This window comes from Streptomyces sp. NPDC055254 (assembly GCF_053606025.1).
In genome coordinates this window covers 43,041-67,141 of record NZ_JBSGQV010000014.1, presented here as the reverse complement: position 1 = coordinate 67,141, position 24,101 = coordinate 43,041, and the positions used below count along the sequence as shown (strand labels likewise).

Genomic DNA, 24,101 nt, shown 5'->3' with positions numbered 1-24,101 from the left:
CCCACCATAGAGCAATTCGAATACGTGTGCGAAACACATGTTCGAGCATACGGCGGTCATCCATTCGGCCCGCCCCTGCTGCGTCGCGCTGCCGGTCCGTCGAGCGTGGGGGGCATGACCCAGCCCACCGAGAGCACTGACGCAGGTCCGTCCGGCGGCTTCCTCGCCGAGATCAAGGACGCCGTGACCACCCGGGCAGCCCTGCTGGTCCTGGGAGTGCTGGCCCTTCAGCTCGCCTTCATCACCTCCTACATCGGGGCCTTCCACCACCCGAAGCCCCACGAGATCCCGATCGCGGTGACCGCTCCCCTCGCCCCGGTCGCCGAGCGGACCGTGCGGCAGCTCGACGCCCTGCCGGGCAAACCGCTCGACGCCCGCGCGGTCGAGGACGAGGCCGCGGCGGTCGCCCGGATCCGCGACCGGGACGTGGACGGCGCGCTGATCATCGACCCGGCCGGCACGACCGACCGGCTGCTGGTCGCGGGAGCCGCCGGGGCCTCGCTCGCGCAGGCGATCGAGGAGGTCGTCGGCCGGGTCGAGAAGAGCCAGGGGCGCAGCGTCGTGGTCACCGACGTGGCCCCCTCGGCCGCCGGCGACGGACGCGGCCTGAGCGCCTTCTACCTGGTCGTCGGCTGGTGCGTGGGCGGCTACCTGTGCGCCGCGATCCTCGCCATCAGCGCGGGCGCCCGGCCCGCGAACTCCGCCCGCGCCGCCATCCGGCTCGGCGCGCTCCTCGTGTACGCCGTCGTCGCGGGGCTGCTCGGCGCGGTCATCGCGGGCCCGGTGCTCGACGCGCTGCCCGGCTCGCTCATGGGTCTGTGGGGGCTGGGCACCCTGGTGGTCTTCGCGGTCGGCGCCATCACCCTGGCCTTCCAGGGGCTGGCGGGCGTGGTCGGCATCGGCCTCGCGATCCTGCTGGTCGTGGTCCTCGGCAACCCGAGCGCGGGCGGGGCCTACCCGTACCCGCTGCTGCCGCCGTTCTGGAGCACCATCGGCCCGGCCCTGCCGCCGGGCGCCGGTACGTACGCCGCGCGATCCATCGCCTACTTCGAGGGCAACGACGCGGGCGGCCCCATGCTGGTGCTGTCCGCCTGGGCGGTCGCCGGCGCGGCGGTCACACTGGCCTGCGCGGTGTTCCGCCGGGGCCGGGCCGGAGCCGCCGCGGGCAGCGGGCCGCCCGATGACGCGCCCTCCGTCCCCCGCTTCGCCGGTACCACCGGCGCGGAGGGCGCCGCGGGCACCGAGGGGGCGGACGCCCGGTGATCCGATCACGCATCATCGAGAGGTGATCACCACTCTGGCGGTGGAGAACTACCGCTCCCTGCGCAAGCTGATCGTCCCGCTGGGCCGACTCACCGTCGTGACCGGCGCGAACGGCACGGGCAAGTCCAGCCTCTACCGCTCCCTGCGCCTCCTCGCCGACTCGGCGCGGGGCGGCGCGATCGCGGCGCTGGCCCGGGAGGGCGGGCTCCCGTCGACGCTGTGGGCGGGGCCGGAGAAGGTCGGGCGCGCGGTGCGCGAGGGGCACCGGCCGCTCCAGGGCACGGTTCGTAGCGAGCCGGTCAGCCTGCGGCTGGGCTTCGCCGGGGACGAGTTCGGCTACGCGGTGGACTTCGGTCATCCGGCGCCGGTCCCGAACTCCCTCTTCGCCCTGGACCCGGAGATCAAGCGCGAGTGCACCTGGGCCGGGCCGGTGCTGCGACCGGCGGCGCTGCTCTCCGACCGGGCGGGGCCCGCCGTACGGACGCGGACGGCGGACGGCGGCTGGCACCGTACGCAGAACGCCCTGCGCCCCTACGACTCCATGCTCAGCGAGCTCGCGGACCCCCAGCTGGCCCCCGACCTGCTGGCCCTGCGGGAGCGGATGCGGTCCTGGCGGTTCTACGACCACGTCCGCACGGACGCGGGGGCACCCGCCCGGACCCCGCGCATCGGCACCCGTACGCCGGTGCTCGGCGCCGACGGCTCCGACCTGCCGGCCGCGCTCCAGACGATCCGGGAGATCGGCGACCACGCCGCGCTGGACGCCGCCGTCGAGGCGGCCTTCCCGGGCACCCGGGTCTCCGTCACCGACCGGGACGGCCGGTTCGAGCTGGAGCTCCACCAGCAGGGCCTGCTGCGCCCGCTGGGCGCGGCCGAGCTCTCCGACGGGACACTGCGCTACCTGCTCTGGGCGGCGGCCCTGCTGACGCCGAGGCCGCCCGCGCTGATGGTCCTCAACGAGCCGGAGACCAGCCTGCACCCGGACCTCCTGGCCCCGCTGGCGGACCTGATCCTCACGGTGAGCCGGGACACCCAGACGGTGGTGGTCACGCACGCGACCCCGCTGGCGGACGCCTTGGCGGCGGGCACCCGCCGGCACCGCGTGGACCTGCGGACGATCACCCTGCTGAAGGAATTCGGCCGCACGGAGGTGGCCGGCCGCGAGGGCCCGCTGGACGAACCCCTCTGGTACTGGCCCCAACGCTGACGACCCCCGGCGGGAGCGCGGCGGTCCCCCCGCACTCCCGCCGTCGGTCCAGCACTCAGGACGCACCGCGCGCATGACGCACCGCCCGCACAACCCGCCGCCCGCTCCCGGTTCGCAGGGATTTCCGCCGGAAGTGCGCCCTACCGCGCTCCTGCCCCGACGCGCACAATCAGCCGTGACGACCCGATACGACCGTGAAGGAGGGAGCGCGTGCGCAATCAGGTGCGCACCGCGGACGGACGCGCTCTGACGGTGGAGCGCCGGGGCGACCCGGACGGCAAACCGGTGTTCCTGCTCCACGGCATGCCCGGCAGCCGGCTGGGCCCGGCCCCCCGGGGCATGGTCCTCTACCAGCGCCGTATGCAGCTCATCGCCTACGACCGGCCCGGCTACGGCGGCTCCGACCGCCACCCGGGCCGCACGGTCGCGGACGTGGCCCACGACGTGGCCGCCGTGGCCGACGCCCTGGGCCTGGACACCTTCGCCGTGGCCGGCCGCTCCGGCGGCGCTCCGGGCGCCCTGGCCTGCGCCGCCCTGCTTCCCGACCGGGTGACCCGGACCGCGGCGATGGTCGGTCTGGCCCCCCGGGACGCCGAGGACCTGGACTGGTTCGCCGGCATGGCCGCCTCGAACGTACGGGAGTACACCACCGCCTCCAACGACCCCGAGGAGTTGGCGGCCCGGCTGATACCGCGCGCCGCCGGCATCCGCGAGGACCCCGGACGGCTGCTGGACGAGCTGCGCCGGGACCTGACCGCCAACGACCGCATGATCGTCTCGGACGCCGGTCTGCGGTCGATGCTGCTGCGGAACTACCGGGAGGGGCTGCGCCATTCGGCGTACGGCTGGATCGACGACGTCCTGGCCTTCAGCCGCCCCTGGGGCTTCGACCCGGCGGACATCCGCTCCCCGGTGCTGATCTGGCACGGGGAGCTCGACGTGTTCTCCCCCGTGGGCCACTCCCGTTGGCTGGCCCGGCGCATCCCGGGCGCCACCACCACCATCGACCCCGCCGCCGCGCACTTCGCGGCCCTGCGCGCGCTGCCCGACGTACTGAACTGGCTGCTCCGCGACCTGCCGGCGCCTCCGCTCAGCGAACCGCAGCCGGCCTAGGCGCGCCGAGACGGGATCGGGACGGGGCGCCGGGAGACCCTCTGACGGCCGCGACGGCCGCCGGGGAGAAAAGGATCTTGCCTTCCGGCGAACGGCCGGAATACACCCCTTCAAGCATTGCGCCACCCTTTCCGCAGAACGGTTGACCAGGCGTCATGTCTCGGTTGCCAATAGGATGTGGCCGAGTAAAGTCCACGCTTGACAGCAGCGCGTCGTTGTTGTCATTCACATGCCCATTCCACATGGCTTCCCCCCGAGGACGGTGTCGTGAACACTTCCGCAACCCCCCCGACCAGCACGGTCAAGGCCCGCCGGGTCCCGCTCGACCGGATCGACGTCCGCAGCGCGTCCGCGACGGCGACGCTCGGCCGCGTGCTGCCGACGGAATCCGGTCGTTCCGTTCAGTCACCGATCTTCAACTCCGCGCTCTGACGCCGAAGTAGGCGCTCTAGACTGGTGGAATGACCGGCCTGATCGCATTTCGCGAGATCGTCCTGAAAGTTCACAGCAGATGCGATCTCGCTTGTGATCATTGCTATGTCTACGAACACGCAGATCAGAGCTGGCGAGCCCGGCCGAAAGTGATCTCCCCCGAGGTGGTCGCCCACACCGCGTCGCGGCTCGCCGAACATGCCCGTGACCATGCACTCCCCTCCGTCACGGTGATTCTCCACGGAGGGGAACCCCTGCTGGCGGGCCCCGCCCGGCTCCGTCTCGTCTGCGAGGAGTTCACCCGGGCGCTCGCCGGGACCGCCGCCCTCGACCTGCGGATCCACACCAACGGCCTCCAGCTCAGCACGCGTTACCTCGACCTCTTCGACGAGTTCGGCGTCCGGGTGGGCGTCAGCCTGGACGGGGACCGGTCGGCGAACGACCGCCATCGCCGCTTCGCGGACGGCCGTACGAGCCATCCACTGGTGCTGGCCGCCCTCGCACTGCTGCGCTCCGCCCCCTACCGCCACCTCTACCAGGGTCTGCTCTGCACCGTGGACGTGGCCAACGACCCCGTGGCCGTGCTGGACGCGCTCGTCGAACTGGAGCCGCCGCGGGTGGACTTCCTCCTCCCGCACGCCACCTGGCAGACCCCGCCGGTCCGCCCCGACGGCGCCCCCGACGCCTACGCGCGCTGGCTGCTGCGGGTCTTCGACCACTGGGAGCGCCGCGGGCGCCCGGTCCCCGTACGGCTCTTCGAATCCCTGTTCTCCACCCTGCGCGGCGGGCCCAGCCTCACCGAGTCCCTCGGGCTCGCGCCCACCGACCTCGTCGTCGTCGAGACCGACGGCACCCTGGAGCAGGTGGACTCGCTCAAGAGCGCCTTCGAGGGGGCCGCCGCCACCGGCTTCAACGTCTTCGACCACGCCTTCGACCAGGTCGCGGCGCATCCCGGGGTACGCGCCCGGCAGCTGGGTCTGGCGGGCGTCAGCGCATCGTGCCGGCGCTGCCCCGTCGTACGCTCGTGCGGAGGCGGCCTCTACACCCACCGGTACCGCGAGGACGGCGGGGTCGGCGCAGTGGGCGCGGGCGGCGGCAGCTTCGACCACCCCTCCGTGTACTGCACCGACCTGCGCGAGCTCGTGGACGGCGTCGAGGGCCGCACGGCGTCCCGCGAGACCGCGCCCGAGCTCGCGGACCCGGCCGAACTCGCGCGCTCCCAGGCCGAGCTGACCCGGGTGCTGCTCGCCCGGCTGCACGCGGACCTGGCCGCCGACCCCGAATGGGCCCGGTCCTGGGAGCTGCTGGCGGCCGTGGAGGGTGCCGGGGAGCGGGGCGCGGGCGCGCTGGACGCCGTACTGGACCACCCCTTCACCCGCACCTGGGTGCTGGCCGCCCTGGAGGCGGTGCGCGCGGGGACCTCCGCCCCGGCCGGGCCGGGCCCCGCTGCCGGGGCGGCCCGCAGGCTGACCGCGCTGGCCGCCGCCGCCGTGCTGCGCGGCGGGCTGGACCTGCCCGCCGAAGTGGCTTACCGGGACGGCGAGGTGTACCTGCCGACCCTGGGCCTGCTGCGGCTCGGGGAGCCGGCCGCGGCCGGCCGGGCCACGCTGCGCTCCACCGGTGACGGGTACGCGGCCCGGGACGGGCGCACCGAGCACCGCTTCGGGCCGGCGGCCGGGGACGCCCGCTGGCAGCCCGTACGGACCTGGTCGCCCGGGCCCGACGCGGCCCCGGTGGCCTTGGAGGACCTGGACCCGGACCGCAACTGCTTCGCCCGCCCGCCCAGGCTCCGGCTCGGCGCCGGCGAGGCCGAGGAGTGGCGGGGCCGGCTGGACGCGGCCTGGGCGCTGCTGCACCTGAGCGTGCCCGGGTTCGCGCGCGCGGCGGGTGCCGGGCTGACCACGCTGACCCCGCTCGCGGGGGGCCCGCGGGCCGGTGACTGGGGCGAGGCGGGCCGGCACGGGCCGGGGGCGCTGGGGGTCCCTTACACGGGAGGGGTGCGCGAGACCGCGCTCGCGCTGCTGACGGGTCGGCGGCGGGCTCGGCTGCGGGAGCTGACCGAGGTGGCCGACCTGTACGCGCTGGACGGCGAGTGGCAACACCGCTCGCCGTGGCGGGAGCACCCGGTCCCGGTGTCCCGGCTCCTGGCCGACGTGCACGAGCGGGTGGCGGTCGAGGCGTACCGGCGGGCCACCTCGGCCCCCGAGCCGGGCGGCGCGGACCGGATCCACCAGGCCCTGGACCGGCTCGCGGAGGCGGCCGAACTCACCGTCACGGGCAAGCGGCTGGTGGCGGAGCTGCGCTGGGAGCTCAAGGCGGTCGACGCGTGAGGCCCCCGGGCTCCGCGCCGGCCCGCCCCCTCACCCCGCAGCCTCCTGCCGCCGGGCGGCCGCGCAGCGCCCTGGGCCTGGCGGTCCAGCTGCGGCTGCTCGGGGTGCGGCCGGGCGCCCGGCTGCTCGTGCACGCCTCCCTCGGCGGGACGGGGCTGCGCGCCGAACGGCTTCGCGACGCCCTGACCGGCGTTCTCGGCCCGCGCGGCACCTTGGTGGTCCCGGCGTTCACCCCGGAGAACTCCACCACCTCGGGCGCCCACCTGGCCCTCGTCGAGGGCTTGGCCGAGCCGGAGGTGCGGGCGTTCCGCGACCGGATGCCCCCCTTCGACCCGGCGAGCACCCCGAGCCAGGGCATGGGCGCTTTCGCCGAGGCCGTCCGCACCTCGCCCGGGGCCGCGCGCAGCGCCCATCCGCAGACCTCGTTCGCCGCTCTCGGCGGGGACGCGGAACGGCTTTGTTCCGGGCACCGGCTGGAAAGCCATCTAGGAGAGGAGTCCCCCCTGGGCAAGCTGTGCCGGCAGGGAGGACAGGTACTGATGATCAATGTGGGCTTTTCCTCCTGCACCGCTTTCCATCTCGCGGAGTATCGAATTCCGAAGCCCCCCTTGCGCATGTACGAGTGTGTGGTGAAGGTGAACCTTCCGGGGTGGCGGCGAGGGCAGGAGCCGGGGGGAGAGTGGACCGCCTACGAGGACGTCGCGCTGGACGACAGCGATTTCGCGGTGATCGGCGGCGCGTTCCCGGATTCGCGGGTACGCAGGGGGCGGGTGGGAGGGGCGCCAGCCCTGCTCTTCTCCGTTCCGGACGCCGTGGATCACGCCCTTGGGTGGATGACCGAAAACAGATGCTGATTGACTGAACGACGAGGGGATGTAGCGAAGCAGCTCCGGAATGATGTTTCTTCGCTCGCATCTTCGGGACGGGGGGCGTGTGCCCGCATCAGTGCAGCCGTACTTTTTTCTCAGTTATGCGCATACACCGAGATTCGGGGCCGGGGGGCCAGACCCCGACATGTGGGTGGAGCGCCTCTTCCGCGATCTCTGCAGCCATGTCATGGCGCTGACGGATCTGCCCGCCGGCTCCGACGCGGGTTTCATGGACAGGGAGATACGCAGCGGCGAGGGCTGGTCGGAACGGCTCGGTGCGGCGCTCGCCACCTGCCGGGTCTTCGTGCCCCTTTTCTCGCCGCGGTACTTCGCCAGTGAGATGTGCGGGAAGGAGTGGTTCGCCTTCACGCAGCGGCTCATCCACCGGAGCGCGATCAGCAACGAACCGGCCGACGCCATCGTGCCCGCGTTATGGGTGCCGGTGCCGCCGGCCCAACTGCCCGGGCCCGCCGAGCGGTTGCAGTTCAACCACAACACCTTCGGCGAGCGCTACGTCACCGACGGGCTGTACGGCCTGATCAAGCTGCGCGGGTACGCCGAGCAGTACGAGCGGGCCGTCTACGAGCTCGCCAAACGCATCGTCCGGGTGGCCGAGTCCGTCCGCCTGGAGTCCTCCCGGCCCGTGGACTACCGGGTGGTGCCGAGCGCCTTCGGGCCGCCCGGCAGCTCGGCGGCCCGCACCCTCCAGGTCACCGTGGCGGCCGCCTCCCGCCACGACCTGCCGGAGGGCCGCAGCCCGGAGTACTACGGGGACAGCGCACTGGAGTGGAACCCGTACCACCCGGTCTCCCAGAAGCCGATCGCGTACGTCGCGGAGGACCTGGTCCGCTCCCTCAACTACCGGACCACGATGGCTTCCTTCGACGACGAGGCGGGCCACTTCGACAGCAAGCAGCCGCCAACCCGGCCCGAGATCCTGATCGTCGACCGCTGGGTGGTGGAGGACGAGCACCGCCGCCAGCGGCTGGCCGCCTTCGACCAGGAGTCACGGCCGTGGATCAACGTGGTCGTGCCGTGGAACCGGTACGACCACCAGAGCCGCACGAAGGAGTCCGAGCTGGCCCGGCGGCTGGAGGACACCATGCCCGTCAAGATGAGCCAGGGCAGGGCCGCCTCCCGGGCCGCCGCCAACGGCGTGGCCAACATGGAGACCCTCGCGCAGATCCTGCCGAAGGTGGTCGAGGCCGCCGCCCAGCAGTACCTCAGGCACGCCCAGGTGTACCTGCCGGCGGGCAGCACCCCCACCGAGCGGCCCCGACTGCTCGGGCCGATGGGGATGGGCGGGCCTCCCGTGCCGCCACCGGCTCCCTTCCCGCCCAGCGCGAACCGGGCGCAGCACACGCGCTCCGCCGACGCCGACCACACCAGCAACGACACCGACCGGGGGGACGCGGATGACAGCGAGTCGTGACAGCAGGGACGGCCACGACGGCCGTGACGGACGTGACGGCCGCATCGTCACCTTCTACTCGTACAAGGGCGGTACGGGCCGCACCATGGCGCTGGCCAACACCGCCTGGATCCTCGCGGCGAACGGCAAGCGGGTCCTCGCCGTGGACTGGGACCTGGAGGCCCCCGGCCTGCACCGGTTCTTCCACCCCTTCCTGGACCCCTCCACCCTCGGGGCCACCACCGGGGTCATCGACCTGATCAGCGAGTACGCCTGGGCCGCGACCAGCCCGGTGCAGCGCGCCGACGACTGGCACAAGGACTACGCGCGGATCCAGCCGCACGCCGTCTCGCTCACCCCGGAGGTCCTCGGCTGGGAGTTCCCGGACGGCGGCACGCTCGACTTCGTCTCCGCCGGACGGCAGAACCGCGAGTACTCGGCCACCGTCTCCACCTTCGACTGGGACAACTTCTACGACCGGCTCGGCGGCGGCCTGTTCTTCGACGCATTGCGCGCCGACATGAAGCGGAACTACGACTACGTCCTGATCGACAGCCGCACCGGTCTGTCCGACATCGCGGACATCTGCACCGTCCACCTCCCGGACGTCCTGGTCGACTGCTTCACCCTGTCCGACCAGTCCATCGACGGCGCCGCCTCCGTCGCCCGGCAGATCGACGAGCGGTTCAACGAGCGCGGCATCAAGATCTACCCGGTGCCGATGCGCATCGACGAGGGCGAGAAGGAGAAGGCCGACGCCGGCCGGGCGCTCGCCCGGATCAAGTTCGACCGCTTCCCCGGCGGCCTGGTCGGGGACGAGCTCACCGCCTACTGGGGCGCGGTGGAGATCCCGTACCGGCCCTACTACGCCTACGAGGAGACCCTGGCCACCTTCGGCGACGAGGCCGGGCTCACCAACTCCCTCCTCTCGGCCTTCGAACGGCTCACCACCGTGGTCACCGAAGGTGAGATCACCTCCATGCCGGTCGTCGGAGAGGAGGTCCGGCTGCGGATCCGGGACGCCTTCACCCGCCGCCGCCCGGCGCTGCCCGCCGACCTGTTCCTCTCCTACGTCGCCGAGAACCGGATGTGGGCCGACTGGATCGAGTCGGTGCTCACCCGGGCCGGCTTCCGCGTCGTCCCCAAGGACGTCTCCGCCGAACGTGCGCCGGCCGCGTCCCCGGGCGCGGGCGACACCCTGGGCGGGGCCGGGATCAGCGTCGACACCGCCGCCCGGACCGTGGTGCTGCTCTCCAGCGCCTACCTCAAGTCGGCCCGCGCCGTGGACGTCTGGAACCGGGCCGCGGCCGAGGATCCGACCGGGGGGCGGCGCCAGCTGGTGCCGCTGCGGGTGGGCGACGTACGGCTCGCCACGCCCTACATCGACCGCAACCCGGTGGACCTCTTCCGGCTCGACGAGGTGCACGCCACGACCGCCCTGCTGCGCGCCGTGGAGCGGCCGATGGCCCTGCCCGACAGCGTGGCCAGTGCCTCCCAGCCCGGCCCGCGGTTCCCCGGGACCGTTCCGAAGATCTGGAACGCGCCGCCCCGCAACCCCGGTTTCACCGGTCGCAGCATCGTGCTGGAGCGGATGCGCGACCAGCTCGGCGGCGGCATGGCCGTGGTGCTGCCGCAGCCGCAGACCCTGTACGGGCTGGGCGGCGTCGGCAAGACCCAGGTCGCGCTGGAGTACGTGCACCGGTTCATGGCCGACTACGACCTGGTGTGGTGGATCTCCTCGGAGCAGACCGACGACGTGGTCGCGGCGCTCGCGGAACTGGCCGTGCGGCTGGGGGCGCAGACCGGCGAGGACATGGCGGCGGCCTCCCAGGAGGCGATCGACCTGCTGCGGCGCGGGGTCCCCTCCTCGCGCTGGCTGCTGGTCTTCGACAACGCCGACGACCCCGAGACGCTCAAGCGGTTCTTCCCGCCGGGCGGTCCGGGGCACGTGCTGGTGACCTCGCGCAACCAGTCGTGGTCCCAGTACGGCGACGCGCTGCCGGTGGACGTCTTCCTGCGCGAGGAGTCCATCGAGCACCTCCAGCGGCGGGCCCCCGGGCTCAGCAAGGAGGACGCCGAGCAGGTGGCCGTCGTGGTGGGCGACCTGCCGCTGGCCGTCGAGCAGGCGGGTGCCTGGATCGCGGAGACGGCGACGCCGGTGTCCGCGTACATCGAGCAGCTGAACCAGCAGGCGGCCCGCGTACTGGCGCTGAACCAGCCGCCCGGGTACCCGGAGCCGGTCGCGGCGACCTGGAACGTGTCCATAGAGCGGCTCCAGTCCCGCTCGCCGGCCGCCGTCCGGCTGCTCCAGCTGTGCGCGTTCCTCGCCCCCGAACCGATCTCCGCGAACCTGCTCTACAGCAAGGAGATGATCGACGCGCTCAAGCCGTACGACTCCTCGCTCCAGGAGAAGCTGGTGCTCGGCCGGGTGATCCGGGAGATCGGGCGGTTCGCCCTGGCCAAGGTCGACCAGGTCAGCAACAGCATCCAGGTGCACCGCCTGGTCCAGGCGGTGATCCGGGCCCAGTTGAGCGAGGAGGAGCAGCGCGAGGCCCGGCACGCGGTCCACCGGATTCTGGCCGGGGCGCGGCCGGACGACGACGAGCCGATCGACAATCCGGAGACCTGGCCCCGGTTCAACACGATCTGGCCGCACCTGACCCCGTCGGAGGCCCGGTTCTGCCGGGAGCCGGAAACACGCCGGCTGCTGATCGACCGGGTCCGCTACCTGTGGAAGCGCGGTGACTTCAAGGCCGCGTACCAGCTCGGCGAGGAACTGCGCGAGTCGTGGAAGGAGCAGCTGGGCAACAACGACCTCCAGTACCTGTACCTGCGCTTCCACCTCTCGAACATCCTGCGCTCGCAGGGGCGGTTCGTGGAGGCCAAGGAGCTCGACGAGGTCACCCTGGAACGCCAGCGGGCCGTGCTCGGGCCCTCGCACCCGCACACCTACATGACCATGAGCGGCCTGGCCAACACCCTGGGGGCCCTCGGCCAGTACGGCGAGGCGATGGAGCTGGCAACGCACGCGCACGAGGGGTTCAGCCAGATCTTCCACGAGGCGCACCCGCGTACCCTCGCCGCGGCGAACAACCTGGCGCTGAACCTGCGGCTGGTGGGCCAGTACGCCAGAGCCCGCGAGATCGACCAGGAGGTGTACGACCTGCGGACCGAGGTGCTGGGGCCGGAGCACCCGTACACCCTGTCCTCCGCCCAGAACCTGGCCCGCGACCTGCGCGAGGTGGGGCGCTACGAGGACTCGGTGCAGCTGCTCAGCCGGACGTACGAGATCTACAAGCGGACGCTGGGGCGGGCCTTCCCCGGCACCCTGGCGGCCGCGAAGAACCTGGCGGTGTCGCTGCGCCGGGCCGGGCAGCTGGAGGACGCGCTGCGGCTCACCTCGGCGACCCGGACCCGCTACCGGGCCAAGTACACCTCCGTCAATCCGGACCTGCTGTCCTGCGAACTGAACCTGGCCTCCGACCTGTTCGCGACCGGCGACCCGGGCGCGGCGCGGGACCTGGCGCAGGAGGTGGTGGACGAGTACATGAAGGTGCCGGGCGAGCGGCACCCGTACACCCTGGCGGCCGTGAACAACCTGGCGGTCTTCCACTGGGGCACCGGCGCGGCCGAGACGGCGGAGCCGATGCTGCGGCAGACGATCCGGCTGATGCGGGACGTCCTCGGCGACAACCATCCGCACACCGTCTTCGCCCACCTCAACCTGGCCAACGCCCGGGCCGACCTGGGCGATCCGGAGGGCGCCCTGGAGCTGGAGCGGCTGTCCGTGATGCAGCTGCGCGAGGCGCTGGGGCCGCACCATCCCGAGACCCTGGCGAGCGCCTCCAACATGGCGGTCAGCCTGGACTCGATGGGCCGCAAGGAGGAGGCGGCCCGGGTCCGCGGCGAGGCGGTGGCCGAGCTGACCCGGCTGCTCGGCGAGGACCACGGGCTGACCCGCTACGCCCGCGACGAGCGGCGGGTCCACCGCGACCTGGAGCCGCTCGCCGTGTGATCCGACCGCGGGCGGCGGGGCCGCACGGCCCCGCCGCCCCTTCACCGACCCGGCCCGACAGCAGGGGGCGCTGTGACCGACAGCATGACCTTTCGACACGAGGACCTGCCGACCCTCTTCCACCACACCGACCAGGCGGCGATCACCCGGCAGCGGGAGTCGACGCAGGCCACCCGCGTCCAGCTGGCGCTGCTCGTCACGGCCGCCGCGGCCGCCGCCCTGCCGCCGGGCCCCGAGGTGGGCTCGCTGCGCGTGTTCGGCCTGCTGAGCGTGCTCGGGTACGCCGGGGTGCTGGCCGTGGGCATCCGGGCGACCCGGCGCCGGGCCCGCCCGCAGTGGCAGCTCAACCGCAGCGCGGCGGAGTTCATCAAGTCCCTGGCCTGGCGGTACGCCGTGCACGGGGCGCCGTTCGGCAGTGACGGCGACGACCCGCAGGCCACCTACCGCACCCGGCTGGAGGCGGGCCTGGACGAGCTCCGGAAAATGGGCTGGGAGGATCCGCGGGCCTCCGGGGCCGTGCCCCGGGGCGGGGAGATCACCGGCGCGATGCAGCGGCTGCGCGGGCTGGACTACCGGGTGCGGCGCGAGACGTACGTCCGGGACCGGCTGATCGAGCAGCGCAACTGGTACCGCCGCCGGACGGAGGTGTCCCGGCGGGCGACCGCCCTGTGGTCGTGGACGATCGCGCTGCTGACCTGCCTGGCGCTGCTGTTCGCGCTGCTGGAGACCTTCGGGTCGGGTCCGGGGGCGCAGCTGACCGGCCTGCTGAGCGCGGCGGCGGCGGCCGGTATCGCCTGGAACGAGGTGCGGCGCCACCATCCGCTGATCGAGGCGCACACCCTGATCGAACAGGACCTGGCGGCGATGATGGTCGTGATGCAGACGACGATCACGGAGTCCCAGTGGCCGTCCGCGGTGTACGAGACCGAGCGGTACGTCTCTCCGCAGCACACGGACTGGCTCGCCCGGCACAGCAGTTGACGCGGCCCCTGCGGGGGGGGCGCCCCGGGGCCGGTCGGCTCAGTCCCGGGTCACGCCCTCGCGCCAGATGACGGTGACCGGCTTGCCGAGCGCCCGCGCGTAGGCGACGATCTCGGCGGTGCCGCCGTGTCCGCGCGCGGGGAGCCCGTCCCAGACGGCGACGAGCCGGTCGCAGGAGCCGGCGATGAACGTGCCGGCCGCGTAGTAGGCCTCGTCCGTGGAGCGCGTGAAGTCCATCCGGACCTCCTGCGTGGCCCGGTGCTTGAGCCGCTGGTAGCGGGCCAGGGCGCCGGCGTCCTCGAAGGACTCCTCGTAGTCCCCGCTGGGGATCACGACGGTGAGGTCCGCCCCGTGTTCCAGGGCGATCGCGGCGAACAGCTGGTCGGCTCCCTCGGCGAGGCTGGAGAGCGCCTCCAAGGGGCCCTCGTGGGCCTCCAGCACGGCCCACAGGCTGCTCTCCACATGAGCGAGCAGCTCGTCCGGAATGGACCGGTGTCCGGTCACGCCGATGCGCTTCATACGGAACCTGCCTCCCCCGTGGACGCCGCCACCCCGGACATCCTCCCAGAAGGCGGAAGGACGTCCAGGGGTGCGGCGGGGGCGCATGGGTCACCGTCAGTAGACGCTGACCCCGTAGGCGTTCAGGGCCTCGACCACGGGCTGGAAGTACGTGGTGCCGCCCGTGGAGCAGTTGCCGCTGCCGCCGGAGGTCAGGCCGACGGCGCGGGTGCCCGAGTAGAGCGGGCCGCCGCTGTCGCCGGGCTCGGCGCACACGTTGGTGCGGATCATGCCGTAGACCACGTCGCCGCCGCCGTAGTTGACGGTGGCGTTGAGGCCGGTGACGCGGCCGCTGTGGGTGCCGGTGGTGGAGCCGCGGCGGGTCACGGACATGTTGACCGTGGCGTTGACGGCGCTGGTGATGTCCTGGCCGCCGACGGTGCCCGGCGGGACCGGGGTGTTGCTGGCGTACTTGACCAGGCCGTAGTCGTTGTTGGGGAAGCTTGAGCCAACGGTGGAGCCGAGCACGTTGGTACGGGCGGAGTTGGTCCACCAGGTCGTGGCGCCGTCGGTGCAGTGCCCGGCGGTGAGGGCGTAGTAGTTGCTGCCGCTGCGCACGTTGAAGCCGAGTGAGCAGCGCCAGCTCGACGCGTAGATGGCGTCGCCGCCGGAGGCCAGCTTGGTCAGCTTGCCCGGCGTCCGCTCGATGCGCAGGGCGCCGGCGTCGGCTCCGGCCTCGCGCTTGATTCTCGCGAGGTCGGCGGCGGAGACGGTGGAGTCGGCCGTGACCACGAGGGTCCCGGTGGCGGGGTCGGTGTGCCAGGCGGTGCCCGCGACGTCGGCGCGCAGGACGGATGCTCCGGCCGAGGCGAGCCGGGCGGCGCTGAATCCGTCGTCCTGTCCGTCCGAGTTCGCGACGGCGGGGGTGGCGAGTGCGGCCGCGGCGGCCAGGCCGGTGGCCACCGCGAGCAGCCGGGTACGGGTGATGCTCTTGTTCCTCACTTCTCGTCCTCCGGGAAGGTTGGGGGCCCGGCGATCGTGGGGGTGCCGGAGCCCGTGAGGCGCAGTCGGGGGCACGGGGAGCGCATCATTTATGCCGTGACCCTGACAAGCACTCTCGGGAGTGTGGGGGTGTCAGATACCGGTCGCAAGGGCGCCTTTCAGCCGCCGTTCGCCCGCCGCCACCTCGAAGGGCAGCATGTTGCCGGGCGGCGGGAAAGGACAGATGAAGTGGTCGGCGAAGGCGCAGGGCGGCAGCAGGGACCGGTTGAAATCGACGGTGACGGAGCCGTCCGGCGCCGGGGTGCCGGGCCGCAGGAAGCGGAAGCGGTAGCTGGAGCGGCCGCCCGTGGCATCGCCGAAAACCGCCCAGAGACTGCCGTCCTCCTCGTCGACGGCGACCTGGAGGGTGTGCTCGGTCCCCTCGAACCGGAAGCTCAGCTCGCCGCCGAGGTCGAGTCCGCGCGCCCGGCCGTCGGCGTTCTCCACCTGGACCGTCCGGTCCTGCGCGTACCGCCGGAAGCGCCCGGGCAGCGCGAAGGCCGGGTCGTAGGCGCTGGCTTCCATCCCGGCGTACGCCCGGCGGGCGGGTGAGCCGGGGTCGAAGACGCGCACCGCCCACTCCCCCTCGCGGCGGATCACGGCAAGCCTCAGTTCTCCCGCCGAGATCCGGGAGCGCGAGGGCGGGGTCTCGTCGGCCGGGACCACGGCCTCGCCGGCGAAGGGCTTTCCGTCCAGGTACAGGGAGTCCTCCGCGGTCGCCGTCAGGGCCACCCCGTCCTCGGTCGCGCGCCAGTGGCCCGGAACGGCCGGAATTCGACCTTCCGGGTGGTCGGCGAGCCAGTGCGTGCCGATCAGTGCCAAGGGGCCGTAGGGGGCGGCCACGGTGGCCTCCCGGTGCTCGTGCCAATCGCGCCAGGAGGCGTGCGGGTCTTGCGCGTCATCGTTCATGCCGCTCAACCCTTCCACACGGGTCCGGACGGGAATCCAGGAGTACGCCGTCCGGACCTGTGGAATCCGACGGGGGCTCAGCAGCCGTCGCAGGGACAGCAGCAGCAGTCGCCGCAGCCGCAGTCACAGTTGCAGTTGCAGTTGCCGCAATCGCACCTTTCGCACCAGGGCTTCTTCTTCTCCCGGGACCAGGGACCCTCGTGCTCGGCGCAGCAGAGCCGGCAGGTGCAGAACAGCCCGATCGCCACCGCACAGCCGGCGAGCAGTCCGCGCCGGGGCTTCTGCGGGGGCCGGCCGCCCCCGTTACCGCCACCACCGCCCGGCCCCATGGGCGGGGGCAGCCCCGGGCCGCCCGGGGCCGGCGGGGCGCCGGGGGCGTAGGGGTTGCCGCCGTAGGGATCGCTGCCGTAGGGGTTCCCGCTCGCCACCGGCCCGCTGCCGTACGGGCCGCCGCCGTGCGGGGCTCCTCCGTAGGGTCCGCCCCCGTACGGGCCGCCCGCGTACGGATCGCCGCCCTGCCCCGAGGAGGCCGCCGCGGCGTGTCCGTGCCCGCAAGAGGTGGTTCCGAAGGCCCGGTCCACGGAGGTGCGGAGCTCGTGCACCAGCAGCCGGTGGGCGAGGCCGGCGTCCGCGAACTCGACCTCGCGCAGCGCCAGCCTGATGCCGTGGAGGGCGTCGTCGCACAGCCGCCGGGCCTCGGTGAGCGTGGTCCCGGTGGCGGTGAGCGGGTTCCAGGCGCCCGCCGCGGCGTCCGCGCCCTGGTCCTCGACCGCGTCCAGCAGGTGCGCCAGCCGCCCGAAGTAGCGGCCCGCCTCGGCGAGCGCGGGGGCGTTGCCCGGCCGTCCCGCCAAGTGCGCGGTATGGGCGAAGGCGGCGGCCGTGGCGGTCTCCGTCGGCTCGGTGACCACGAGCACGGGCGTGCCGGGGCCGGCCAGGGTCTCGATGCCCGCCTGCCGGTCCACCGCGTCGACGAGGACGGCCGTGTCGAAGCCGAGCGAGGCCCCGGTGCGGGCGCCGGCGCGGTCCCAGCCCCGAGCCACCTTGCGCGCGGCGGCGGCGATCGGGGCGCGGGCCAACAGGCCGTCCCGGTCCGCCACGTGGTCCCGGACCTTCGCGGAGGCCAGGACCAGCGAGACGGCGGCCGCCAGCCGGGCGCCCTCGCCGTTGGCGACCGGGGCGGTGCGCATGCCGCGCAGCGGGCAGGGGCCGGCGGTGCGGCGGGCACCGGGTGCCGGGCCGGACTGAGCTTCCGTCAGAACGGATACGAGCAGACCATCATAGTTGGTGACGATCCGGGCGAACTGTCCGTGATCGCCCCGAAGTGCCAGGCACAGCCCGCAGAGATGGGCCATCCACTCCGTCTTGAACCGTTCGCCCAGCCGGTGTGTGCAGGGTCTGACGATGCCGAACAATTCAGTTCCCCCGTGTGTCGTACGCGTGCCTGACGGGCATCGTATCGAGCCGCTCACATCACCCGTACGCCCCCATCGCTCACCCGCACGGAGGCACTGGTCGTATTTTCACTCAGTCAGCAGTGGTAGCCACCAGGATCCTTGACCGTGCAACGGATGTTCTGCACCAGTACCGTCACGAAAACCCTGCGCGGCGACTATCCACTTGGCGCGTTGTCAGCATCATGGACGACCATAGGGGCAGCGGAGAGAAGAGAACTGACCGCGGTGAGAGGAGGCGTCCATGGGTTCGGTGCGCAAGGCGAGTGCCTGGCTGGGTCTCGTGGAGGACAGCGACGACGAGCGTTACTACGACGACGACTACGCGGAGGCGGCTCAGGGTTCGGTGTCCGGCCCCGGCGACCAGTGGGTCACCGACCCCCGGGTCAGGGTCGCCTCCGAGTCGGCCGTCGAGCAGGGCCGCCGGATCGCTACGGTCACCCCCGACGGCTTCCGTGACGCGCGGGGCATCGGCGAGCTGTTCCGCGAGGGCGTCCCGGTCATCGTGAACCTGTCCTCGATGGACCCGGGCGACGCGAAGCGCGTGGTCGACTTCGCCGCCGGGCTGACCTTCGGCCTGCGCGGCTCGATCGAGCGGGTGGCGACCAGGGTCTTCCTGCTGACCCCGGCCGACACCCAGATCGTGAGCGGCGAGCCCGGCGGCCGCTCGCGCGACTTCTTCAACCAGAGCTGAGCAGGGCCCTCACCGGAAGGCGTCCAGCCCGGTGAGCGCCTTGCCCAGCACCAATTGGTGCATCTCGACGGTGCCCTCGTAGGTGAGGACCGATTCGAGGTTGGTGGCGTGCCGCATGACGGGGTATGCGAGGGAGATCCCGTTGGCGCCGAGTACGGTCCGCGCGGTGCGGCAGATCTCGATGGCCTCGCGGACGTTGTTGAGCTTGCCGAAGCTGATCTGCTCCGGCCGAAGGGTCCCCGCGTCCATCCGCCGGCCCAGGTGGTGGGCGAGCAGGATGCCCTTGTGGAGCTCCACGGCCATGTCGGCGAGCTTCGCCTGGGTGAGCTGGAAGCCGCCGATGGGCTTCCCGAACTGCTCCCGCGTCCTGGCGTATTCGAGCGCCGACTCGAAACTGGCGCGCGCGGCGCCCATGGACCCCCAGATGATCCCGTACCGCGCGTGGCTGAGACAGCCCAGCGGCCCCTTGAGCCCGGTGACGCCCGGGAGCACCGCGTCCGCGGGGAGCCGTACGTCGTCCAGAACGAGCTCGCTGGTCACCGAGGCGCGCAGCGACCACTTGTGCTTGATCTCCGGTGCGGAGAACCCGGCCGTGTCGGTGGGCACCGCGAAGCCGCGGATCCCCTCGTCGGTCTGCGCCCAGACCACCGCCACGGCGGCCACCGACCCGTTGGTGATCCACATCTTGCGGCCGTTCAGCACCCAGTCGCCGCCGTCGCGCTTGGCGTACGTGCGCATGGCGGCCGGGTCGGAGCCGACATCGGGTTCGGTCAGGCCGAAGCAGCCGATGAGTTCGCCGGCCGCCATGCCCGGCAGCCAGCGCTGCTTCTGCTCCTCGGAGCCGTACTTCCAGATCGCGTACATGGCCAGCGACCCCTGTACGGAGACCAGCGAGCGGATGCCGGAGTCGGCGGCCTCCAGCTCCAGGCAGGCGAGGCCGTACTGCACGGCACTGGCGCCCGCGCATCCGTAGCCCTCCAGCGACATGCCGAGCGCCCCGATCGAGCCGAGCTCCCGCGCCAGCTCGCGGATGGCGGGCAGCTCCCCGCTCTCGTACCACTCGGCGATGTGCGGCAGCACCCGGTCGGCGGCCCAGCCGCGGACGGTGTCCCGGACGGCGAGGTCCTCGGGACCGAGGAGCTCGTCGAGCCCGAGCGGATCGGTGGGTACGAATGACGGCACGAGGGCCTCCCGGCGGCCTGAGACGGTCGATGCCGAGCCGAGCCTTCCCGGCCGACAGAACCTAGCAGCGCAAGTTTTGCACTCCCCCGCCCTCCGTATCCAGCTCCGCCGGACACCACTCCCGTCCCACCGGACACCATTGCAGCCCCGCCGGTGTTCGAGGCGCGCGGTGCCCTGGACGGCGCCCCCGGCAACGGCGGCGCGCCCACGCGTCAGCCCGCGTGCTCCACCGAAGACGGGCGCGGCTCCCCGCCCACCGGCGCCGCCACACCACCGCGGGACCCGGACGACTGCGCGGGCAGCGAAACCGGCGGAGCCCCGGGCCCCGCCGGACCCGCGTCCTCCTCCATGGCCCGCGGCAGCTTCAGCGCCATCACGGCCCCCGCCAGCAGCAGCCCCGCGCTCACCACCAGCGTCACGTGCAGCCCGTGCACGAACGAGAGCCGGGCCGCCGCGTACAGCGACTCCCCCGCCGGCCCCCCGAGGTGCGCGGCGATCTGGTAGGCCTCGCCCAGGGAGTTCGCGGCGCGGGCCGAGTCGCCCTCCGCCACCCCCGGCACCTTCGCCAGCCCCGGCGCGTACGCCGCGTTCATCACGCTGCCGAGCAGGGCGATGCCCATGCCCGCGCCGAGCTGGTACGAGGTCTCGCCGATGGAGGCCGCGCCGCCCGCGGTGGCCACCGGGGCCTCGCTCAGCATCGACTCGTAGGCGGCGAACAGCGTGGTCTGGAGCCCGAAGCCGAGCAGGACGAAGCCGACGGTGAGCAGCACGGGCCGGTCCTGCTGGCCCATGAGCGTCAGCAGGAGCACGGCGAACGCGGTCAGCAGGAAGCCGAGCGAGACCATCGTGCGCGGCCCGACCCGGGCCAGGGTGTACGAGCCGGTGGCGCCGGCGGCCATGGCGGCGAAGGTCAGCGGCAGCAGCCGCAGGCCGGTCTCCAGTGGGCTGAGGCGCAGGACGAGCTGGAGGTACTGGACGGCGATCAGCTCCAGGCCGACCAGCGCCAGCATGGCCAGCACGATGCATCCGACGGAGGTCGAGAAGGCCGCTCGGGAGAACATCCGCATGTCGATCAGCGGGTACGGCCGCCGCTTCTGCCGCCGCGCGAACAGCACGAGCAGGGCCGCTCCCAGAGCCAGCGGCACCAGCGCCTGGACGTCGAGCAGGTCCCGCTCGGCGCCCAGCTGCTTGACCCCGAGGACCGAGCCGAGCACGCCGGCGGCGGCCATCAGCGCGCCGAGCACGTCCCAGGGCCCGCCGGTCGATCCCTTGGACTCGGGCAGCAGCCAGCGCCCCAGCGGCAGGACGAGCGCCATCAGCGGGATGTTGATGAGGAAGACCGAGCCCCACCAGAAGTGCTGGACCAGGAAGCCGCCGAGCACGGGTCCGCCGGCGGCGCCGACGGCGGCGACGGCCGTCCAGATGCCGATGGCGAGCGCCCGCTCGCGCCGGTCGGGGAAGACCTGGCGCAGGATCGACAGCGTGGCGGGCATGATCATCGCGCCGCCGATGCCGAGCAGGGCGCGCGCCGCGATGAGCACCTGCGCGCTGTCGGCGAGGGCGGCCAGTGCGGAGGCCGCACCGAAGAGCCCGTAGCCGAGGAGCAGGATGCGGCGCCTGCCGACCCGGTCTCCGAGGGTCCCGAAGAGGATCAGCAGCGCGGCGCAGACGAGGGGGTAGGCGTCGACGATCCAGAGGAGCTCGATCGAGCCGGGGCGCAGGTCTTCGGTGACGGAGGGGACGGCGACGTGGAGGATCGTCGCATCGAGCGCGACGAGCACCAGGCTGACGCAAAGCACCGCCAGGACCACCCAGCGGTTGGATCCGCCGGAGGCCGCGCCGATCCGCTGCCAGGGGGAAGGGGTCCTGTCGACGGCCGCGTTCGTCCCCGACATGCATGTACCTCCCAGATGATCCCTCGCACTCGGCGGACCGGCGTCGTGTGGAGCCACGGGGGGTGGTGCGGTGTGCGGCGTCCTGCGGGATCCGGCATCGACACGCGAGTGAGCGATCAGCGTACGCGAGTTCGCCTGCCCGGTACGTGGTCCACCTCTCATCCCGACTCCGACCGCCGTGTGGTGTGTGCCACTCTCGCGCCGCCGCCCCCGGCGCGCCCTTCCCCCACGTACACGCGCGCTCACGGCCTGTGGTTCTCGACCGCGGCCACCTGCCGGGGCCACCGATAATCATGCCCGTGGAAGATCTTGGATTTCGCCGGGCCGCGCCCGCGCTGGCCGCCTTCGCGGCGGTCCGGCTGCTCGGGCTGACGGTGCTGGCGGCATGGGGGGCGGCGGCCGGGAGCAGCCCCCGCACGCTGCTCTCGGCCCGCTGGGACTCGCTCTGGTACGCCCGCATCGCGGCGGAGGGCTACGGGTACGAGGTGCTCCTCCCGAACGGGGACGTCCACTCGAACCTGGCCTTCTTCCCGCTGCTGCCCTGGCTGGAGCGGGCGGTCGCCGCCGTGACCGGACTGTCGTACGGCTCCGCGGGCCTGGTGGTGTCTGCGGTCGCCGGACTCGCGGCGGCCTGGGGGGTCTTCGCGGTGGCCGACCTGCTGTACGGGCGCCGGGCCGGGGTGCTGGCCGTCGCGGCCTGGGCGGCGCTGCCCGTCGCCGTCGTGCAGTCGATGGCGTACAGCGAGTCGCTGTTCACCGCGCTGGCCGCGTGGGCGCTGTACGGGGCCCTGCGCGGCCGGTGGATCACGGCGGGGCTGCTGGCCGCGGGGGCCGGGCTGACCCGGCCGGTCGGGGCCGCGGTGGTCGCGGCGGTGTGGGTGGCCGTGCTGCTCGCCGCGCGCCGGGGCGATCGGTCGTGGCGGACGGCCGCGGGCGCGCTGCTGGCTCCGCTGGGCGCGGGCGCGTACGTGCTGTGGGTCGGCGCGCACACCGGGGACGGCCTGCTCGGGTACCTGGACGTGCAGGCCGGCTGGGGCAACGGCTTCGACGGCGGCCTGGCCTTCGCCCGGTTCGTCGGGGCGAAGCTGGCCTCCTCCGCGTTCCCCGCCGGGCTCGGGCTGATCGCGGGTGTCGTGCTGGTGCTCTGGCTGTACGCGCGGTGCGTGCGGCAGCGGCAGCCCGCGCCGCTCCTCGTCTACTGCGGGATCGTCGTGGCGCTGGCGCTGTGCGCGTCCGGGTACTTCGGGTCCAAGCCCCGGCTGCTGCTGCCCGCCTTCCCGCTGATGCTGCCGGTGGCGGTCGCGATGGCTCGGTGGAGCACCGGCCGGGCAGCCGCCGTGCTGGGCGCCGCGGCCCTGGTCTCGGCGGTGTACGGGGCGTTCTGGCTGAACGGTTCGGGACCGCCGTAGCCGCGGCCGGCCGCCTTTCGGTAGAGGAAATGGCGTATCCGGATAAAGTGCGGGTAAGCGTGCGAAGCAATTGTCAGGACGATGGGTCAGGTCCGGTCCAACCACTGCCGAAATACCGGGAATTAAGTCACCCGTGAGACCTACTCCACATCACATGGTCATCACAAAGCCCGCGATTCGCGCGGGCCGCCCATCGGCGCGCGGTAACGTCGATTGAGTGCGTACCGACCAAATCCTGACCCGTCTGGAGCGGGTCTTCGCCCGGCTGGACCGGGAACCGGAGCGACCGGCTCATCTGCAAACCCCGCGGATGAGCCGGCACCGCGTCGTACTCCTGGGATCGACCCTCGCGTTCTACCTCGCCATCGTGGTGGCCGTACTGACCACGTCCTGGCTCGTGCGCCTGGACTGGCAGATCATGTTCTTCCGGCCCTACGAGCAGTGGCCGCAGCTGCACGCCTTCCTGGACTACCTCGTCGTCCTCGGCCAGCGCGGGCCCACCGCCGTGATGGTCGCCGCGTGGCTCGGCTGGCGCTCCTGGCGCCAGCACACCCTCCGCCCGCTGATCACCCTCGGCGTGGCGCTGCTGCTGCTCAACGTCACCGTCGGGTCCGTCAAGCTCGGCCTCGGCCGGCTCGGGCCGCACTACGCCACCGAGATCGGCTCCGCCGAGCTCTTCGCGGGCGGCGATATATTTCCTTCCGGCCACACCGCCAACGCCGTGGTGACCTGGGGGATCCTGGCCTACTTGGCCTCCACCGCGGCCACCCGCCGGGTGCTGTCCGTGGTGTCCGCGGTCGTCTCGCTGAGCGTCGGCGCGACCACCGTGTACCTCGGTACGCACTGGGTCAGCGACGTCCTGCTCGGCTGGTCCGCGGGACTGCTGATCCTGCTGGCGCTGCCCTGGTTCGAGCCGCTGATCGCCCGCGCCGAGGCCTACGTCTTCGAGCTGCGCGCCCTGCTGCGCCGTCGCGCGGAGACCGGCCGGATGCCCGCACCGGTCGCCACCGCGCTCGCCCCGCTGCTCTCCGCCGGCGGCAAGTGGCGGCTCCAGCGGGCCGCCGCCGACCCGGCTCGCGAGCCGGCCCGCGAGCCGGTCGCGCCCGCCGCGGAACCCGCCCCGGACGGCGCGCCGGGCCCCGTACCGGCCGTCGTCGTACCCGCCGTCCACGCGCCGGGGTCCCGACCCGCCGCGCACCTGTCCGGCAGGCCGCACCTGATCCGGTCCGAGCGGACCCCGCTCACCCCGACCGGCAGCCGCCGACCGGCGCACGCGGAACGGGCCGGCGCCCGGGGCCCCGCCCCCCGCCCGGTCACCGGCGGCTGACGGGGCGTCCGGCGGGGACGGTACGCACCACCTCACCCCGCACCACGGAGGCGGGCCGGGTCATCGACCCGGCC

The 24,101-nt window shown here is 73.1% G+C and carries 18 protein-coding genes; 12 read left to right on the top strand and 6 right to left on the bottom strand.

Features of this window, described 5'->3' with window-relative positions; all coding sequences use genetic code 11:
* The first annotated feature begins 114 nt into the window (after window positions 1–114).
* The 9 genes from ACWFQ8_RS16500 to ACWFQ8_RS16460 all read left to right on the top strand — a co-directional run bounded on the left by ACWFQ8_RS16500 (window position 115) and on the right by ACWFQ8_RS16460 (window position 13,621).
* Window positions 115–1,263 carry a DUF3533 domain-containing protein gene (locus tag ACWFQ8_RS16500; RefSeq protein WP_453786918.1) on the top strand — a complete coding sequence of 383 codons (1,149 nt, stop codon included), beginning with the start codon at window positions 115–117 and terminating at the stop codon, window positions 1,261–1,263.
* A 22-nt stretch (window positions 1,264–1,285) separates the two neighbouring features.
* Window positions 1,286–2,470: an AAA family ATPase gene (locus ACWFQ8_RS16495; protein ID WP_453786917.1), complete on the top strand. Its 1,185-nt coding sequence runs from the start codon at window positions 1,286–1,288 to the stop codon at window positions 2,468–2,470.
* A gap of 210 nt (window positions 2,471–2,680) precedes the next feature.
* Entirely contained in the window at window positions 2,681–3,583 is a 903-nt protein-coding gene (locus ACWFQ8_RS16490; protein WP_453786916.1) for an alpha/beta fold hydrolase, read from the top strand.
* Between the two features lie 267 nt (window positions 3,584–3,850).
* The gene (gene fxsA, locus ACWFQ8_RS16485) at window positions 3,851–4,015 is read left to right on the top strand and encodes an FxSxx-COOH cyclophane-containing RiPP peptide (protein WP_384536721.1); all 165 of its coding nucleotides are present in this window, start codon (window positions 3,851–3,853) and stop codon (window positions 4,013–4,015) included.
* 29 nt (window positions 4,016–4,044) lie between these two features.
* Window positions 4,045–6,345, top strand: a complete 2,301-nt coding sequence (gene fxsBH / locus ACWFQ8_RS16480; RefSeq protein WP_453786915.1) for a radical SAM/SPASM protein FxsBH, inactivated beta-hydroxylase extension form — start codon at window positions 4,045–4,047, stop codon at window positions 6,343–6,345.
* The gene (locus tag ACWFQ8_RS16475; protein WP_453786914.1) at window positions 6,342–7,199 is read left to right on the top strand and encodes an aminoglycoside N(3)-acetyltransferase; all 858 of its coding nucleotides are present in this window, start codon (window positions 6,342–6,344) and stop codon (window positions 7,197–7,199) included. The genes fxsBH and ACWFQ8_RS16475 overlap by 4 nt, the downstream gene beginning before the upstream one ends.
* A gap of 43 nt (window positions 7,200–7,242) precedes the next feature.
* Entirely contained in the window at window positions 7,243–8,646 is a 1,404-nt protein-coding gene (locus ACWFQ8_RS16470) for a TIR-like protein FxsC (RefSeq protein ID WP_453786995.1), read from the top strand.
* Window positions 8,630–12,640, top strand: coding sequence for an FxSxx-COOH system tetratricopeptide repeat protein (fxsT, locus tag ACWFQ8_RS16465; protein WP_453786913.1), 4,011 nt, complete (start codon window positions 8,630–8,632; stop codon window positions 12,638–12,640). Before ACWFQ8_RS16470 ends, fxsT begins: the two co-directional genes overlap by 17 nt.
* 84 nt (window positions 12,641–12,724) lie before the next feature.
* Complete coding sequence (locus ACWFQ8_RS16460; RefSeq protein ID WP_453786994.1) at window positions 12,725–13,621, top strand: DUF4231 domain-containing protein; 897 nt, start codon at window positions 12,725–12,727, stop codon at window positions 13,619–13,621.
* Between the two features lie 39 nt (window positions 13,622–13,660).
* Here ACWFQ8_RS16460 and ACWFQ8_RS16455 read toward each other — a convergent pair whose 3' ends face one another.
* The 4 genes from ACWFQ8_RS16455 to ACWFQ8_RS16440 all read right to left on the bottom strand — a co-directional run bounded on the left by ACWFQ8_RS16455 (window position 13,661) and on the right by ACWFQ8_RS16440 (window position 17,481).
* Window positions 13,661–14,140 (bottom strand): hypothetical protein, encoded by a 480-nt coding sequence (locus ACWFQ8_RS16455; protein ID WP_453786912.1) that lies wholly within the window; start codon window positions 14,138–14,140, stop codon window positions 13,661–13,663.
* 96 nt (window positions 14,141–14,236) lie between these two features.
* The gene (locus tag ACWFQ8_RS16450) at window positions 14,237–15,121 is read right to left on the bottom strand and encodes a S1 family peptidase (RefSeq protein ID WP_453786911.1); all 885 of its coding nucleotides are present in this window, start codon (window positions 15,119–15,121) and stop codon (window positions 14,237–14,239) included.
* A gap of 132 nt (window positions 15,122–15,253) precedes the next feature.
* Window positions 15,254–16,069 (bottom strand): DUF1684 domain-containing protein, encoded by an 816-nt coding sequence (locus ACWFQ8_RS16445; RefSeq protein WP_453786910.1) that lies wholly within the window; start codon window positions 16,067–16,069, stop codon window positions 15,254–15,256.
* A 77-nt stretch (window positions 16,070–16,146) separates the two neighbouring features.
* Window positions 16,147–17,481 carry a DUF5685 family protein gene (locus tag ACWFQ8_RS16440; protein ID WP_453786909.1) on the bottom strand — a complete coding sequence of 445 codons (1,335 nt, stop codon included), beginning with the start codon at window positions 17,479–17,481 and terminating at the stop codon, window positions 16,147–16,149.
* Window positions 17,482–17,764: 283 nt separating this feature from the next.
* Here ACWFQ8_RS16440 and ACWFQ8_RS16435 point away from each other — a divergent pair, with 283 nt between their 5' ends.
* Window positions 17,765–18,214, top strand: coding sequence for a cell division protein SepF (locus tag ACWFQ8_RS16435; protein WP_453786908.1), 450 nt, complete (start codon window positions 17,765–17,767; stop codon window positions 18,212–18,214).
* Window positions 18,215–18,223: 9 nt separating this feature from the next.
* Here ACWFQ8_RS16435 and ACWFQ8_RS16430 read toward each other — a convergent pair whose 3' ends face one another.
* Window positions 18,224–19,396, bottom strand: a complete 1,173-nt coding sequence (locus ACWFQ8_RS16430; protein WP_453786907.1) for an acyl-CoA dehydrogenase family protein — start codon at window positions 19,394–19,396, stop codon at window positions 18,224–18,226.
* Between the two features lie 212 nt (window positions 19,397–19,608).
* The gene (locus ACWFQ8_RS16425; RefSeq protein WP_453786906.1) at window positions 19,609–21,291 is read right to left on the bottom strand and encodes an MFS transporter; all 1,683 of its coding nucleotides are present in this window, start codon (window positions 21,289–21,291) and stop codon (window positions 19,609–19,611) included.
* Between the two features lie 293 nt (window positions 21,292–21,584).
* Between ACWFQ8_RS16425 and ACWFQ8_RS16420 the strand changes: the two genes are divergently transcribed.
* Window positions 21,585–22,700: a glycosyltransferase family 39 protein gene (locus ACWFQ8_RS16420; RefSeq protein WP_453786905.1), complete on the top strand. Its 1,116-nt coding sequence runs from the start codon at window positions 21,585–21,587 to the stop codon at window positions 22,698–22,700.
* A 217-nt stretch (window positions 22,701–22,917) separates the two neighbouring features.
* Window positions 22,918–24,027, top strand: coding sequence for a phosphatase PAP2 family protein (locus ACWFQ8_RS16415; RefSeq protein ID WP_453786904.1), 1,110 nt, complete (start codon window positions 22,918–22,920; stop codon window positions 24,025–24,027).
* Window positions 24,028–24,101 lie beyond the last annotated feature (74 nt).